Genomic DNA, 15462 nt, shown 5'->3' with positions numbered 1-15462 from the left:
AATGACTTATAACTTTAGTGCATATAGAGCGTGAAGAGGTGTATGTAATGGAACTGTTCGATGTGTTTGCCACCGTGGTGGAGCAGCAAAGTCTGAATAAAGCTTCCCTGCTGCTGAACATTTCCCAGCCGGCGCTGTCCCGCAAAATCATGCGGCTGGAGGAGGAGCTCGGCGTCCCGCTGTTCAAGCGCAAAGGCAAGCGGCTGGAGCTTACCCGGGCAGGTGAAATATGTTACGAGCATGCGCTTGAGCGAAAACGGCTGGAGCGTAAGCTGGAGCAGGCGCTGCAGGGCTTCAAGGCGCATACGCCGCCGGCCAGCATCATTATCGGGGCGAGCCTCACGACCCTGCAATCCACTCTTCCCGATTTGATCACGATTTATACGCGCGAATACCCGATGACCGATGTGAAGGCGGTAACCGGTAAGACGCATGAGATCGTGCCGCTCGTCAAGGAGAAGAAAGTCAATATCGGCCTCGTCGCCTCCAGCATCAGTGAGCCGGGCCTGACGTGCGTGCCACTGTTCGTCGACCATCTTTGCCTCGTGCTGCCGGTCAAGCACCCGTTCGCCGATAGAAGTACACTGACGATTCAAGACCTGCACGAGCTGCCGATGATCTTATTTTCGCGGGGAACATGGTACCGCGTGCTGATGGACGAAATGTTCCATCGCTGCGCCGTGTACCCCGACGTCAAGATGGAGATCGATTCGTTCGAGGCGATTACACGGCTCGTAACCACCTGCGAAGCGGCGACGCTGCTGCCCGAATCATACTTGCGCCATACGTTAATGGAAAACAACCAGCTGACGGTCCGCTATATTGCCGAGCTGGAGCAAACCAAACGAACGACTTCCCTGCTGTATACGGAAGAAGCCTTTCACGAGCCGTCCATCCGGCAGTTTATCGACAAAGCGATGCAGCATTATCATGCGGAATTCCCCGCCGATTAACGCGGCTGCGGCCGGATAGCCGGATGGCGCTCTTCGAGCCCGAGCTTGCGGGCGACCGCCCCGGTCGTCCCGGCTTGCAGCAGGATCGTGAGGAGCACTGCGAGGAACGTCACGGAAGCAATCACGTCGGCGTGCTCGACGCCGAGCCCGGCCACCATGCCGGATAATGCCGCCGGGATGACGCCGGTTTCCCTCACCCAGAACATGAACACGATCTCGTTCCACTTCCAGTCCGCCCGACGATCCGGCAGCGCCGAGGCAAGTACCGCGAGCGGCCGGGCAATGAACATGAACACCGCGATGACGCCGAGGCTTGGCCACAGATGATGAAGGATGACCGTAAAATTCACCTGGCTGCCCAGCAAAATAAAGATCAGCATGCGCATCAGCACCGTCGTGTTCTCCGTGAAATGCGCCATCTCATTCAGCTTGTCGTTCAAGTCGAGCTTGAACAAATCGACATTGCCCCAGATCAGCCCCGCCGCGAACGTTGCCATAAAGCCGCTCACCTGCAGCGTCGTTCCCAGCCAATACGTTCCGAGCGCCGTCACGACCAGCGCGATCGTCGCATATTCGCGCAAATACCCCAGCTTCAGGTGCGCCGTGGCGAACGCAAGGAGCAATCCGACGATAACGCCGACCGCGACTCCCCCCAGCGCTGTCTTCACAAACTCGAGGATGCCCGACGACACAGAGAATGCTTGTCCGCCCGTTACGATCGCGAGCACCGAGAACGTCAGGATCGACCCCGTCGCATCGTTGAAGGCGGACTCGCTCTCCACCGTTTCGCGCACCTTGTCGCGAATCTTCACCTGCTTGAACACGGGAATCAGCGTCGCCGGATCCGTGGAGGATATGATCGCACCGAGCAGCAGCGCGTACACCATTGGCAGCCCCAGGAGCGCATGCGCCGCAACCGACACGGCCGCGCATGTGATCAGCACGCCGGGCACGCTCAGCAGCGATACGGTGATCCATACTTTGCGCAAGCCGGACAAACGGATATTACGCCCGCCGTCGAACAAGATAAGCGCCGAACCGACCGTCAGTATAAACTGGTTCGTAAAGGAAGCGCTGGACTCGCTTACGAGGTGAAGGCCGGGGCCAACCAAGATCCCCGCAACTAAAAAAAGAGCGACGTCCGGCAATTTCAGCCAGCCCGCCACTTTTCCGAACAACATACCCATGGTGAGAATAATCACGATCAAAAACAGAACATGGTCCAGCTGCGCTCCGTGTTCCACGAATGTTTCCTCCAATGCTCGAAAAGCTTATGCCCTTATATTCTGAACGTTCCGTTCCAGCACGTCAGACCACCCTACCGTGCGCGTTCTCGCCATGGTAGCCCGACTGACGCGCCAATAAGCCGTCTAGCGACGGTTTACCTCATGCTCGAACGATTCGATTTGCTCATTCGTCCCGATAATGACCATGACATCCTTCTCTTCGACGACGTCGTGGGCGGTCGGCGCAATGACGATCCCGGTTTTCTTGTTGATGGCGACAACGCTGCAGCCGTACCGCGCCCTCGGGTTCAAATCCTCCAGCGTGCGGCCCGACATCCGCTTCGGAACAGCAATTTCCGCGATGGAGTATTCGCTCGACAGCTCGATAATATCAAGCAGGTTGGGCGATACGAGCTGGTGCGCTACGCGGATGCCCATATCTCTCTCCGGGTAAATGACGCGGTCGACGCCTACCTTCGTCAGCACTTTGCCGTGCAGTTCGGACAGCGCCTTCGCCACGACCGTTTTGACGCCGATGTCCTTGAGCAGGATCGCCGTCAAAATGCTCGCCTGCATGTCGTCCCCGATGGCGACGACGGCGCAATCGAAATTGCGGATGCCCAGCGACCGGATCACCTCTTCATCGGTGGCATCAGCCACGACCGCATGCGTGAGCTGATCGCTCATCTCGTCTACGGCTTCCTCGTCCCGGTCGATGCCGAGCACCTCATACCCGAGATCGACAAGCTCCTTCGCCAGGCTTGATCCGAATCTTCCCAATCCGATGACCGCGTACTGACCACGTTTCATGATTTCTCTTTTCCCCTATCCAATCGTAATTTTCCCCTCGGGATACCTATATAATTCCTTTTCCGTTTTTGGACCGAGCGCATAAGCCAGCGTCAGCGGGCCGAGACGGCCGGCAAACATCGTAAGCGCGATCAACACTTTGCCGAAATCGGTCAAATCCGGCGTCAGACCGAGCGACAAGCCGACGGTGCCGAAAGCGGACGTCACCTCGAACAAAATAACCAGAAACGAGTGACTCTCCGTCGTCGACAGCAGCATCGTCACCGTAATGACGAGGAACAGCGCAATCATCGTCAGCGTAATCGCCTTCAGGATGCGGTCCTTGCCGAGCCGCTGGTGGAAAAATACGATATCTTCCTTACCGCGGATCATAGCGATCATCGCGCCGATCAGCGTCGTGAAGGTCGTCGTCTTGATCCCGCCCCCGGTGGAGCCCGGCGAAGCGCCGATAAACATTAATATAATGATAAAGAACTGCGTTGCCTGGCGCAGGCTCGCAAGGTCAACCGTGTTGATCCCGGCCGTCCGCGGCGAAACCGATTGCGTGAACGAGGCGAGCAGCTTGCCGTACCAGCTCAGTGAGCCGACCGTTTTCGTATTGGAAAACTCGAAGACGAAGATCACGATCGCCCCGACGAGAATCAGCGTGCCCGTTGCGCTCAATACCACCTTGGAATGGAGCGACAGCCGCTTGTTCCGCTTGAACTCGAGCAAATCCGAGATGACGACAAAGCCGATGCCGCCGAGCACGATTAAAGCCATCGCGACGAAATTCACAATCACATCATCGGCGTAATGCGTCAGGCTGCTGAACGGACCGGTTACGGAACCGAATAAATCGAACCCGGCATTGTTGAAAAAAGAAATCGCATGAAAGATACCGTAATAGATGCCCCTAGCCGGACCCAAATCGATCGACCAGCGAATCGAAAAGATGACGGCGGCGATAAACTCAATCGTCAAAGAGTAGCGGATAACTTTCCGGATCAAACGGACGATGCCCTCCATGCTCCCCTGATTCATCGCTTCCTGCAAAATAAGCCGCTCCTTGAGCGAAATACGCTTCTTGAGCATAAAGGCGAACACCGTCGACATCGTCATGAACCCGAGGCCGCCTATTTGAATCAATAAGATGATGACGATCTGCCCGAACGTAGAGAAATAAGTGCCGGTATCCACAACGACCAGACCGGTTACGCAAGTCGCCGACGTCGCCGTGAAGAGCGCATCGAGAAACCGCAGCGGTGTCCCGTTCGCCGATGCGACGGGCAGCATCAGCAGCACCGCTCCCGTCAAAATGATAGCCGCAAACCCGATCACCAGTATTTGCGGAGGCGTTAGCTCGATTTTTTTGGCCGGAGCGCTCATGTTGCACCTCAATGTTGAATTTCAGGCAATAAAAAAAGACACTGGAAACCCAATGTCGTCTTGTCAGGTTCCTGTAAAAGTCGCGACGTCAGCGGCGTGCACACCGCCCGATCGCAACGCAAGCCTACGAGGTTAGCTGACGGATTCGGATGTACAGTCACCCTATCAGCGGCCGGCTGCGGCTGCGCTGAATTCACCCCTAAACTCATGGTTCCCCCGTTTTCGTTAAGAAATTCGGCTTTATTCAATTGATATGAATTATAATCGTGTTTATCGTGAAGTACAAAGTCTTAAAAATCGGAAATGCAGAGGATTACGCGAATATTACCGAAATGTAAGCGTTCCACTGGATGCGGCACTCCGCTTTGCTTCGATTATCCGCGCCGCGCTCGCGAAATCATTGGAATTCCGCAGCGCATGTATGCTACGTTTAATGAATATAATGAAATAATTCAATAACAATGGAGAAGGAGCAACCTATGCAGAGAAAACGGTCCGAACCCCCGCTGCTGCTGCTCGCCGTCCTCGGTTTGATCATGTATATGGGCGTGTTGTTCATCGCTCCGTTCATGGAGGGAGCCGACCGGCTGGATGAGAATAACATTGACAAGCCCTCCGTGACGAAACAACAGGCGGCGGATGCTGCGCTCAAGTTCGCGCAGAACCGGTTCCAGCTGTCAAGCGACGTCGAGACAAGCACGCTCTATCAATCGTACACGACCCGAAGCGGCTACTTGCAAAAAGAGCATTTATACGACGATTATGTAAAAAAATACGGCACACGGTTTCCGCTCGATTATTACGAGGTCGAAATCAACGACCGCGCAACAGGCGTCAATTATTTTATTGCGGTCCATTATAACACGCTCGCGGTCATCGGCTTCGAGCGCAACAAGCCCGCTGGGGCAAAAACAAACCGCGTCAGTTCGGCTGAAACGAACTTGAACCAGCTGCTGGGACAAACGATCACCGACATGGGCTATAAACCGGCGGACTTCACCATGGAGCCGGACAGCGCCGCCAACGGAACGTATACGTTTCATAGCCGGACGGATTCGATCGGTGAAGCGAAGCTCGTACTCGTCATGAAAGCCGAGAACGGTCAGACCACGGCATTTCGTCCCGCCTTCTCCATTCCCGGCTCGTACGGCGAATGGAAAAACGCCCAAGATGCCAAATCCGCGCTCATGACCCGCATCAGCATGCTGATCTCGTTCCTGATGACGATTGTCGCGATCTGGATCGTCATTCGCTGCCGCAAAGAAATCGGGTTTGCCAAAGGTCTCCTGCTAACGCTCGTTTTTCTCGCGGTATATCTCATCAACAATTTCAATATGATGCCTGCGTTCCGGACAACCCACGGCAGCGGGCCGACGGAAGCAGGCGCGCTCTTTTATTTGTGGTTTGTCAACGTGTTCGTCGTGTTGATGGGCGTATCGACCTATTTCACGCTGCTGGCCGGCCGGCATATGTGGCATGACCACGGCTGGATCGCCTGGTCCACCTGGAAGGATCACGTGTTCGGCGATCATGTCCGCACCGCCATGATTCGCGGCTACCTGCTTTGTTTGTTTTTGCTCGGATTGCAGCAGGTCATGCTGTTTACCGCCGGAGAAGCATTCGATGTCTGGGCCATCAGCGATCCGGCCGATTCCGTCTACAACATGGTATATCCGGCGCTCTTCCCGCTGATGGCGTGGGCGGCGGCGATTTCGGAGGAAGCGGTGTACCGGCTGTTCGGCATTGCGCTATTCCTGAAGCTGACGCGCAACCGGTTCCTTGCCGTGCTGCTGCCCAGCTTGATTTGGGCGGCGAGCCATACGCAGTATCCGATTTATCCGGTATACACTCGGCTTGTGGAAGTGACCGTCATCGGCTTAATCTTCGGCTGGGCTTTTCTGCGCTTCGGCTTCCTCACCGTCGTCTTTGCCCATGCCGCCATGGACAGCATATTGATGGGGCTGTCGCTCCTGTATATGGGCGAGCCGCTGCAGGCGCTGCTCGGCATCGTTTATCTGGTTGTTCCTGCGCTGGCCGGCTGGCTGCTTTCATGGCTGCACCGTACATATGCCGACGGCGGCCGTATCCGCCCGTTTCCGCGCTAACCCTTGTGCATAATAAGGTTCAGCATAAAAAGACGTTTCCAGCGCCGCCGTTCAAGCGGGGATAGAAACGTCTTTTTTCATTCGATATGGCGTGTTCAACGCGGGTATCCCGCTTTACATTTCGAGGCCTTCTGCGGTTTGCGAATCCGCCCCGTCGTCCGATGAGTCCGGCTCGTCGCCCGGCTGATCCGGGTTCGGGGACGTTAGCGCCTGCAATATTTGCGCCGCCAGCTTCTCGCCGATGCCGAGCGGCTTGAAGTCTTCGACGGCGGCCTCCTTTATTTTCTTGAGCGAGCCGAAATGCTTCAGCAGCGCCTTGCGTCGCTTCTCCCCGATGCCGGGAATTGAATCGAGCATCGATACGGTCATCGATTTGCCGCGCGTCTCTCGGTGGAACGTGATCGCGAAGCGGTGAACTTCCTCCTGGATGCGCTGCAGCAAATAAAACTCCTGGCTGTCGCGCGGAATCGGCACGACTTCGGCCGGATCGCCGATCATCAGCTGCGCCGTCTTATGCTTCGCATCCTTCACCAGGCCGCACACAGGAATGTACAGTCCAAGCTCGTTCTCGAGCACGTCGACCGCAGCGGAAATTTGGCCGCGCCCCCCGTCGATGACGACCAGATCGGGCATCGGCAGCTCTTCCTTTAAGACACGCTCATATCTGCGGCGAACGACCTCGCGCATCGTTTCGTAGTCGTCCGGCCCTTTGACCGTACGAATTTTGTATTTGCGGTATTCCTTGCGGTCCGGCTTGCCGTCCGTAAATACGACCATAGCCGATACCGGGGACGAGCCCTGAATGTTGGAGTTATCGAACGCCTCGATCCGGTGCACGGCGCCGATCCCCAGCCATTCGCCGAGGTTTTCCACGGCGCGCACCGTCCGCTCCTCATCCCGCTCGATGAGGCGGAACTTCTCCTCCAGTGCGACATTGGCATTGTCGCACGCCATCTCGACCATATTTTTTTTCAGGCCACGGCGCGGGAAATGCACTTTCACCTTCAGCCAGCTCTCGAGCGCTTCCTTAACGTCCGTCTTCGCCTCGAACGGCTTGGCGGCTTCCTCATCCGCCGATGCCGCCGGCGCCGGATCGGCCGCAAGCGCAGCAGCTGCGATCGCCTCGCTCTCCACCGCCGCTGCATCCGTTCCGTCGGCAATGGCAGTGCCGTTTACGGATGACTCAGCCTTACTCTCGTCAGCTGCCGCGTGATCCGCGAGGCTTCCGGCCTGATTCGCGCCGGATACGGGCGCGGCCGCTGCCTCCGCCTCTTCCGCGGGCATGAAAATCTCTTTCGGCAGCGCCGGATTATCGCTGTAATACTGCGTGACGAACGTCAGGAAGTCGTCGTACGCTTCGCCGTAATACGGGAACATCGTCGCTTTGCGTTCGATCAGCTTGCCTTGGCGCATGTACAAAATTTGCACGCACATCCACCCTTTTTCGACAGCAAAGCCGAATACGTCACGGTCGACGATATCGGCCGTATTGATTTTTTGCTTTTCCATGACGGCGTCGATATGGACGATTTGATCGCGAAATTCTTTGGCACGCTCGAAGTTCAGCTCCTCTGCCGCCTCCTGCATTTTTCGCGTCAGATCCTGCTTGATCTCGTCGTGACCGCCGTTCAGGAACCGGCTGATCTCCTGCACCATTTTATCGTACGTCTCCCGCTCCACTTCGTATTCGCATGGGGCGACGCATTGGCCCAAATGATAATAAAGACAGACGCGGTCCGGCAGCGTCTTGCATTTGCGCAGCGGGTACAGCCGGTCGAGCAGCTTCTTCGTCTGCTGCGCAGCGAAGGCGTTCGGGTACGGGCCAAAATATTTCGCTTTATCCTTATACACCCGGCGGGTCACTTCCAGCCGCGGATGCGCTTCATTCGTGATTTTAATGTAAGGGAACGACTTGTCGTCCTTCAGCAGCACGTTATAGCGCGGATGATGCTTCTTGATCAGATTACATTCCAAGATGAGCGCTTCGACGTTGCTCGCCGTAACGATATATTCAAAATCAACGATCTCGCTGACCAAATGCTGCGTCTTCGCCGTATGGCTCCCCGTAAAATACGAGCGCAGCCGATTGCGCAGCACCTTGGCTTTGCCGACGTAAATGATCGTTCCTTCCCGGTTTTTCATTAAATAGCAGCCCGGCTGCTCCGGCACAAGCGACAGCTTCGTCTTGATCGCATCCAGTCGTTTCTTCCGTTCGCGGTCCCCTTCAATAACAGACATGCGGCTTCTCCCCTTTCTCCGCAACAAAAAAAGCTCTTTTTCCAGAATACCAGAAAAAGAGCTTTTTCTCATCTGCCATTTGCAACCGTTGCATGCGTGCAGCAATGCCGGTTGTCAACAGATTTGCAACCGTGATTCCTTATTGATGGCGGCCGATTACGTTTTTGAGCGCGTCCTTGGACTGGAAGCCTACGACTTTATCCACCGGCTGGCCGTCTTTGAACACGATCAGCGTCGGGATGCTCATTACGCCGAAGCGGGAAGCGGACTCCGGATTGTCGTCCACGTTCACTTTTGCGATTTTTACATTGTCGCCTACTTCTTTATCAAGCTCTTCCAGTACCGGAGCGATCATTTTGCAAGGACCGCACCAAGGTGCCCAGAAATCTACAAGAACCGTACCAGAGCCTTCCACTTCATTCGAGAAGGATTGGTCAGTTACGTTTACGATAGCCATGATTCATATCTCCTTTTTTGACGAATAATAAAAATCAACATGTAAAGTATACCACACTGAAGTCCTTTTTCAACCGCGCCAAAGTTTGCACAATTGTCACTTTTCCCGTCCTTTACAATTGTTCGGCAAGTTGGGTATACTAATCATAATAAGATGAACTGGCACGACTTAAGGAGGAACTATTCCGATGACCGATTCCAAACATCCGGAGCTTCACGTATATGAAGAACAGCGCGACGACTTAATGGACGTTGCCATGGGCTTCGGCGTCTTTTTTGCGGTGTTGTTCGTGATTGCCATCGTGGCCACGATCATTACGATTGCGATGAGATAACGATTGTGAAGAAAGCCTTATCCGACCTTCTCGGATAAGGCTTTTTTTAATGTTCACAGACTCCGATCCGGAGTTATTTTGCGCGCATCGGCTTAGAGGTAGCCCGTCAGTCATCGGGACTTCCAGACCGGCAGTGACGGCATCGCAACAAACTGCCGACCGTCTGCTACTTGCCGCGCTTGTTGTGCCCGTTCACCTTCACCAGCTCGACAAACGGCCGAATCCGGTCCATGATGCGCCGCCCTTTAAACTCCTCGTCGCCGTCCTTGCTCGTAAAGCTGAAGTGCTTCTCCAGCGCGTCAAGATCGTGGTTGGAGGTGAAGAAGGTCGGCTTCCGGTTCATCCGGTAGTTCAGAATCGCGCCCATCACATGATCGCGCAGCCACGGGCTCAAATTTTCCGCCCCGATATCGTCGAATACAAGCAGATCCGTATCTTTCAGTATGTCGATCGTTTCCTTCATCTTGAGCGGATCGTCGAACATCGATTTCAAATCCTCGGCAAAATCGGGCATGTACACGATCGCTCCCGTGTAGCCGTCCTTCGCCAGCTCGTACAGCATGTAGCACATCAGGAACGTCTTGCCCGTTCCGAGTTGGCCTGCCAAGTAAAGCCCGTTCTTCTGCAGCCCATCCTCGCGCATTTTGAATATATAGTCGATCACTTGCCCGACAGCTTCTTCCCGCTCCGGGTCCTTGTCCAATATTTCAAGAGACGAATAGCCTTGCGACAGCGCCCGTTCGTCGACGTAGAAGCTGCGAATCCGGCTGCGCACGGCATCCTGGGTCGATTTAGCCAAAAACTTTTTGCAGGCGACCTTCTGGTCGAACACCCGCGTTCGGTCATCTCCCCGCTCCACGGAAAGAAGCGTGTAATGCCCTTCCAGATCGTTCGGGCAGCGGTCGAGTCCAGGGCACTGCGTGCAGTTGCCGTACTCCGTCACATATTGGTGCAGCTTGTTCAAGTTCAGCTTCATCGTCTCGTGGTCAAGCTCCGGGTGCTTCGCACGCAGCTTCGTAACGAGCGGATGGGAAGCGACCTGCTGCAGCTTCTCCTCCGCCTGCTTCAGCAGCTTCCGGCCCTGCATCCCGCCGCGCAGCAGCTCTCCTAACGATTCCATAAGCGTCCCCTCCTTACCTCATGATGCTAACGAACGGCTCATGCCGTTATATTTTGCCGTCGAGCTGCTGCGCTTTTTTGCGCAGCGCTTCCCGTTCCGCAGCCGTCCGCTGCTTGGCGGCAGGCGCATCCTGCACGGCCGGAATGACCGGCTTCTGCCGTCCGCGCGCGCCTCCGCGGTTGCCCGGCTTGTTGCTGTAACCGGCCGCGCTTGGCTGCGCGCCTCGCGAAGCTTTCTTCTCCTGGTACGACATCTGCTCGCGAATGTAGGCTACGGCCTGCTCGAACGAGCCAACCTGCTTGCCGAGCATGTCCGTCACGCTGAATTCGATCGACGTTTTCGACCATGACCGCTTGTTCGTATAAATAAAATGGATCAGGACGTTGATAACTTCTTCCTTCAAGCCGTAGTTCAGGTCGACCTTCGCCAGCGTATCCAGCAATCCGTCCGGCACCGAGCCTTTGGAAAAAATCTTTTCCAGCAAATACGTATACGGCTCGTTCCGCAAAATGTAATTGTATTGATGCTGATTGCATTCGCCCTGGAACAAATCCGGCACCTCGAGGTAAAACTCCATCTCGACAACCTTGTCCTTCACGGCGCCCGGCGTGACCGATTCGTCGCTTACGACGCCCTGCTCGGCAAGCTTGGCCAGCAGCCGCGTGCGTTCGTCGGACCGCTTCTTGTCCTGGCGAAACACTTGGTTCGCCTTATGCTGCAGCAGCTCCAGCGCGATTCGGCCTTCTTCGTTGAACACGCCGTCCTCGTCGAGAAGCCGGCACACGTCGGTGAGATACAGATTATATTTTTTCGCTACAAAATTAATCGTCGCCATCTGCTCAGGCTCGTACTTCAGCCGTTCGACGTACTCGCGGTTCAGCGATTCCCTTGGGAAATGCATAATAATGTCGGCGTACTGAAAGCCCTTGTTCGTCACGTCCGGCTTCGTTTCCCCTGCGGGCTTCGTCACGGCCGATTCGAAAAACGCCCGTTCCAGCTCGTAATCGATCACCTGCGTATTCAGCCGGAACAGCTCGTAGAACGGCACCGATAAATTCTCGCTATTGGCGTCTTCCAAATTCTCCGAAGCATTCTGCACCAGCTCGTCGCGAAGCGCGAATACGGCATATTTGCCGACCTTATCCCGCAGCAGCAGCGTCAAATGCTGGTTTTTGAAAAACTCGACAGGCGACAGCGGCGCATACAGCGTATATTCATAGACATAATCCTCCGACGCTTCGGCAAACCGCCGCGTCGTCTTCAGCAAGCCGACCGCTTCCAGCCGGGACGTCTGCTCGATGAACAGATTGCGTCCGCGCTCGCCGGTTTCAAGCTCCAGCGCCAAAAACAGCTTGCGCTGCTGCTCGACCGCGGAATACCCGACCTTGTCCGCCGGCAGCTGCTGGAACAACGTATGAAAGATGGCGATCGCATACGCGCCGATCATCGGCTGGTATACGCTGCTGAGCATTTTGTAATCCATCGCGCTCAGCGCAAAATCCCGTCCGACGTAAAAACGGTGATACTCGGAAAAGTGGAGCAAATTCGTAATCCGCATTCGTGCAAAACTCCATCCGTCATTCATCTGTTTCAAGTGTTTCTCCATTTTACCACAATCCCCGACATCTCGGGAGAAGAAAAAGAAGGCTTGGAAAAGAAGAAAAACTCCGCAGCGGAGTCCTTCAAAGGGGAACATGTCGTTGGAAGTGTATCCTACTTCCTATGTCGTACGGCGAAATTCGCAAGCTCCAAGCTCCGCTTCGTGCGGCTTCAGCTTGCTGGGGATTAGAACATCCGGAAACCTTTTTGACGCAGCGAACGAATCGTTGACCCGCTCAGAATCGCGCCGATCAGCCCGCCGATGGCAGGCACGTAGTCAATAACCGAATATTCGGCGAGGTTGGAAGCAAGCGATCCGGTCCCCCAGCCCCAATACATGACAAGGCCGATGACCAGTGCGATATAACCGTATATGGGAAACCAGGTTGTTTTCATCAGCATGTTCAGAATAAAGCCGAGCCCGAAAAACAACACGAACAACAGCACGGTGACGATAATCAACTGCAGCAAACGAACCGCTCCTTTCATAAATAGGCGAATGCGCAAAAGCATCTATCTAATCTATATTATAATAAATAAGGCCGCCCGGTAAAGTGAACGGTTATTGAACGGACTCGCGCTTGATTCCTGTGAATTTCTGCGTCATCAGGCGCTTTCATTTGCCCTTTGCACCCGATTTCGCTACAATGAAGGGAAATTCCGCAATGCGTTATAAAGGAGATGGAATGCGATGAGTGAAGCTGTACATACATTGGAAGGCTGGTATTGCCTGCATGACTTCCGCGCAATCGACTGGAACATATGGAAAAGCCTGACGGCTCAGGAGCGCCAGCGCGCAGAGGACGAGCTGTACTCCCTGCTCGGCAAGTACCAGCAAACCGAAGACCAGAAGCAAGGCAGCACGGCGTTCTATTCGATCGTCGGGCAAAAGGCCGATTTCGTATTCATGCACCTGCGCGAAACGCTGGAAGAGCTGAACGAGCTCGAAACCGAGTTTAACAAGTCGCTCTTCGCCCAAACGACGGTGCCGACCTTTTCATACGTCTCGATCGTGGAGCTCGGCGGATACATGGCCAAGCCAGGCGTAGATCCGATGGAAGATCCGGAGCTTGTCGCGCGGCTGAAGCCGACCTTGCCGAAGGCGAGACATCTGTGCTTTTACCCGATGGACAAGCGCCGCGAAGGCAGCGACAACTGGTACATGCTCTCCGTGGAGGAGCGCCGCAACTTCATGCGCAGCCACGGCATGATCGGCCGCAATTATGCCGGCAAAATCAAGCAGATTATCACCGGCTCGATCGGCCTCGACGATTGGGAGTGGGGCGTGACGCTGTTCGCGGACGATGCGCTGCAATTCAAGAAAATCGTGCATGAAATGCGCTTCGATGAGACGAGCGCCCGGTTCGGCGAATTCGGCGACTTCTACGTAGGCAACCTGCTCGATCAGCAGAAGATGGAAGCGATGCTCCGTCTGTAATTACAATTTCCATCACAAGGATAGAGCAGCAAACGCCGCTCTATCCTTTTCTTATAAAATTGTTCATATGGGCCAAAAAAAGACGTGCTGCAAAGACTTTAGCAGCCTCTGCCACACGTCCGTCCCGGTCGCGCCGGTTATTCCTCGTCTTCCTCATCCATGTCCACAAACCCGGCTTCCTTTTGCCGCAAATACAATTCCGTGTCCCGGTCGCGCTGCCGCGACTTTTCCTTGAGCCGCTCAATGGCGGGCAGGATCAAAATGTCGATTTCTTTTTGAACGGTATACACCAGGTCGTAACGGTTCTGCGTCTCCAAATAATGCCCGACGTCGATGAGCGCGTTATAACGGTCGAGTTCTTCCCGGGTGAGCAGTCCGCGGACTTGAACGCTGCAATGTCGCATATTAGAATCGGCCTTTCTTGAGCACAAGCGGGATTCCGCCGATAATGTAAAGATAGCGAAGATCGATAATTTTTTTCATGGCGGAGGCTACGCCGCCCTTGATCTTGCGGGATCCGACGATGCCGATCGCTTCGCCCCGTCCCAGGGAAGCCACTGTCCCCTTCGGCTTGTATTCGAACTTCTTCAGATCGGCGCCGCGAATCTGGGAGATGAGGTTGTGTCCGCACACTTCCGCCTGCTGCATCGAAATTTGGGCCGTAGGGGGATATGGTCGGCCTTCCGGACTCATCACGATCGAGCAGTCGCCCAGCACATAAATGTTGTCATGACCCGGTGCGCGAAGATCGTCTTCCACCTTAATCCGTCCGCGCATCGTCTCAAATCCTGCTTCCTCCAGCATATGGTTGCCGCGAACGCCGCCGGTCCAAATGACCGTAGCGGATTTGATTTCTTCTCCCGTAGCGAGCGTGACGCCATCCGGCGTGCATTCCTTGATCGCCGTTGCGATTTTGAACGTGACGCCTTTATTTCTCAGCACGTTCATCGCATATTCGACCAGTTCCGGGTCGAAGCCCGGCAGCGCCGTCGGGGCGGCTTCGATATTGTAAATTTTCACAAGCGCCGGATCGACGTCGAACTCCTTGCACAGCTCCGGCATCCGGTCCGCCAGCTCGCCGACAAACTCAATGCCGGTGAATCCGGCCCCGCCGACAATGAAGGTCAGCAGCTCCGTACGGGAAGGCTCCCGCTTGAACTTCGCAAACTGGTATTCAATATGTTCGCGGATATAGCGTACACTGTTGATCGAGCGAATATTCAGCGCATGCTCCTTCAGCCCGGGAATGCCGAACGTCTCCGGCTCCCCGCCAAGCCCGATGACCAAATAATCGTAGGAGAGCGTCCCTTCCTCCAGCACGATTTTTTGATCTTGCGTGCGGATTTGCACCGCCGTAGACTTGACGAAATCAATCTTGAATTCGTCGATCAGCTTCGTAATGCTGACCCTTGCATTGTCCGGCTTATCCGTTCCTGCTGCCGGCATGTGCAGATGGGTCGTAATGTAATGATAGTCGTGCTTGTTGACCAGCGTGACGTCCGCTTCATTGTAATTCAGCTGCTTTTGCAAGCGGAGAGCCGTAACAATGCCCCCATACCCCGCTCCCAAAATAACGATTCTCGGAATTCGGCTCATGGTTGTATCCCTTCCATCCCGTATATTGTAATCGATGGACTCAAACCGCATGTGAAAAAATACACAATCCTTGCCAAAGCAAGTTTGAATCCTTCATTTCTTCTCTGGCTAATACCAATATAAGCGCTATACAGGGCAAATGTGTTTCATGATTTGCACAGTTTTATCCAAGTTTAAAAGAATGATATAATGTAACGCCCCAAAAGGCAAGCGTTATT

General features: G+C 54.8%; 14 protein-coding genes and 1 riboswitch. Of the genes, 4 read left to right on the top strand and 10 right to left on the bottom strand.

The genetic code is table 11. The features are described 5' to 3' along the window. Positions 1–47 precede the first annotated feature (47 nt). Entirely contained in the window at positions 48–953 is a 906-nt protein-coding gene (locus KXG62_RS09655) for a LysR family transcriptional regulator (protein WP_218091737.1), read from the top strand. Here the strand turns inward: KXG62_RS09655 and KXG62_RS09650 are convergent. From KXG62_RS09650 to KXG62_RS09640, 3 genes are all read right to left on the bottom strand, one after another. Continuing rightward, positions 950–2197 (bottom strand): cation:proton antiporter, encoded by a 1248-nt coding sequence (locus KXG62_RS09650; RefSeq protein ID WP_218091736.1) that lies wholly within the window; start codon positions 2195–2197, stop codon positions 950–952. The two genes, KXG62_RS09655 and KXG62_RS09650, sit on opposite strands and share 4 nt — an antisense overlap. Positions 2198–2323: 126 nt before the next feature. Further along, positions 2324–2989 carry a potassium channel family protein gene (locus KXG62_RS09645; protein WP_218091735.1) on the bottom strand — a complete coding sequence of 222 codons (666 nt, stop codon included), beginning with the start codon at positions 2987–2989 and terminating at the stop codon, positions 2324–2326. A 15-nt stretch (positions 2990–3004) separates the two neighbouring features. After that, entirely contained in the window at positions 3005–4357 is a 1353-nt protein-coding gene (locus tag KXG62_RS09640) for a TrkH family potassium uptake protein (protein WP_218091734.1), read from the bottom strand. Positions 4358–4462: 105 nt separating this feature from the next. Continuing rightward, positions 4463–4607: riboswitch (cyclic di-AMP (ydaO/yuaA leader) on the bottom strand. 229 nt (positions 4608–4836) lie between these two features. On the opposite strand from KXG62_RS09640, the gene KXG62_RS09635 reads away from it, so the two are divergent. Next, positions 4837–6462 (top strand): CPBP family intramembrane glutamic endopeptidase, encoded by a 1626-nt coding sequence (locus KXG62_RS09635; protein ID WP_218091733.1) that lies wholly within the window; start codon positions 4837–4839, stop codon positions 6460–6462. A 114-nt stretch (positions 6463–6576) separates the two neighbouring features. Here KXG62_RS09635 and uvrC read toward each other — a convergent pair whose 3' ends face one another. Further along, a complete protein-coding gene (gene uvrC / locus KXG62_RS09630; RefSeq protein WP_218091732.1) occupies positions 6577–8700 on the bottom strand; it encodes an excinuclease ABC subunit UvrC in 2124 nt (707 codons plus the stop codon). 139 nt (positions 8701–8839) lie between these two features. Next, positions 8840–9157: a thioredoxin gene (trxA, locus tag KXG62_RS09625; RefSeq protein ID WP_218091731.1), complete on the bottom strand. Its 318-nt coding sequence runs from the start codon at positions 9155–9157 to the stop codon at positions 8840–8842. A 187-nt stretch (positions 9158–9344) separates the two neighbouring features. Here trxA and KXG62_RS09620 point away from each other — a divergent pair, with 187 nt between their 5' ends. Further along, on the top strand, positions 9345–9491 hold the full coding sequence (locus KXG62_RS09620) for a YqzM family protein (protein ID WP_218091730.1): 147 nt from the start codon (positions 9345–9347) through the stop codon (positions 9489–9491). Positions 9492–9657: 166 nt separating this feature from the next. Here the strand turns inward: KXG62_RS09620 and dnaI are convergent, their stop codons facing one another. The 3 genes from dnaI to KXG62_RS09605 all read right to left on the bottom strand — a co-directional run bounded on the left by dnaI (position 9658) and on the right by KXG62_RS09605 (position 12681). Next, positions 9658–10611: a primosomal protein DnaI gene (gene dnaI, locus KXG62_RS09615; protein WP_218091729.1), complete on the bottom strand. Its 954-nt coding sequence runs from the start codon at positions 10609–10611 to the stop codon at positions 9658–9660. Between the two features lie 46 nt (positions 10612–10657). After that, positions 10658–12169 (bottom strand): replication initiation and membrane attachment family protein, encoded by a 1512-nt coding sequence (locus tag KXG62_RS09610; RefSeq protein WP_218091728.1) that lies wholly within the window; start codon positions 12167–12169, stop codon positions 10658–10660. Positions 12170–12396: 227 nt separating this feature from the next. Then, positions 12397–12681: a YuiB family protein gene (locus KXG62_RS09605; protein WP_218091727.1), complete on the bottom strand. Its 285-nt coding sequence runs from the start codon at positions 12679–12681 to the stop codon at positions 12397–12399. A gap of 220 nt (positions 12682–12901) precedes the next feature. On the opposite strand from KXG62_RS09605, the gene hemQ reads away from it, so the two are divergent. Further along, on the top strand, positions 12902–13648 hold the full coding sequence (gene hemQ, locus KXG62_RS09600; protein ID WP_218091726.1) for a hydrogen peroxide-dependent heme synthase: 747 nt from the start codon (positions 12902–12904) through the stop codon (positions 13646–13648). A 137-nt stretch (positions 13649–13785) separates the two neighbouring features. On the opposite strand, the gene KXG62_RS09595 is transcribed toward hemQ, so the two are convergent. Next, positions 13786–14052 carry a hypothetical protein gene (locus KXG62_RS09595; RefSeq protein ID WP_218091725.1) on the bottom strand — a complete coding sequence of 89 codons (267 nt, stop codon included), beginning with the start codon at positions 14050–14052 and terminating at the stop codon, positions 13786–13788. A 1-nt stretch (position 14053) separates the two neighbouring features. Then, entirely contained in the window at positions 14054–15244 is a 1191-nt protein-coding gene (locus tag KXG62_RS09590; protein WP_218091724.1) for an NAD(P)/FAD-dependent oxidoreductase, read from the bottom strand. Positions 15245–15462: the final 218 nt, after the last annotated feature.

The organism is Paenibacillus solanacearum, from assembly GCF_910593845.1.
Lineage (GTDB): Bacteria > Bacillota > Bacilli > Paenibacillales > NBRC-103111 > Paenibacillus_G > Paenibacillus_G solanacearum.
Note: the sequence above shows the minus strand (reverse complement) of the source record. Positions and strands in the feature narration are given on the sequence as shown.

Excerpts from the sequence above, each read along its gene's own strand:
- KXG62_RS09655 (WP_218091737.1), top strand. The coding sequence starts at position 48 with ATGGAACTGTTCGATGTGTTTGCCACCGTGGTGGAGCAGCAAAGTCTG.
- KXG62_RS09645 (WP_218091735.1), bottom strand. The coding sequence starts at position 2,989 with ATGAAACGTGGTCAGTACGCGGTCATCGGATTGGGAAGATTCGGATCA.
- KXG62_RS09640 (WP_218091734.1), bottom strand. The coding sequence starts at position 4,357 with ATGAGCGCTCCGGCCAAAAAAATCGAGCTAACGCCTCCGCAAATACTG.
- KXG62_RS09635 (WP_218091733.1), top strand. The coding sequence starts at position 4,837 with ATGCAGAGAAAACGGTCCGAACCCCCGCTGCTGCTGCTCGCCGTCCTC.
- uvrC (WP_218091732.1), bottom strand. The coding sequence starts at position 8,700 with ATGTCTGTTATTGAAGGGGACCGCGAACGGAAGAAACGACTGGATGCG.
- trxA (WP_218091731.1), bottom strand. The coding sequence starts at position 9,157 with ATGGCTATCGTAAACGTAACTGACCAATCCTTCTCGAATGAAGTGGAA.
- KXG62_RS09620 (WP_218091730.1), top strand. The coding sequence starts at position 9,345 with ATGACCGATTCCAAACATCCGGAGCTTCACGTATATGAAGAACAGCGC.
- dnaI (WP_218091729.1), bottom strand. The coding sequence starts at position 10,611 with ATGGAATCGTTAGGAGAGCTGCTGCGCGGCGGGATGCAGGGCCGGAAG.
- KXG62_RS09610 (WP_218091728.1), bottom strand. The coding sequence starts at position 12,169 with ATGCGGATTACGAATTTGCTCCACTTTTCCGAGTATCACCGTTTTTAC.
- hemQ (WP_218091726.1), top strand. The coding sequence starts at position 12,902 with ATGAGTGAAGCTGTACATACATTGGAAGGCTGGTATTGCCTGCATGAC.
- KXG62_RS09595 (WP_218091725.1), bottom strand. The coding sequence starts at position 14,052 with ATGCGACATTGCAGCGTTCAAGTCCGCGGACTGCTCACCCGGGAAGAA.
- KXG62_RS09590 (WP_218091724.1), bottom strand. The coding sequence starts at position 15,244 with ATGAGCCGAATTCCGAGAATCGTTATTTTGGGAGCGGGGTATGGGGGC.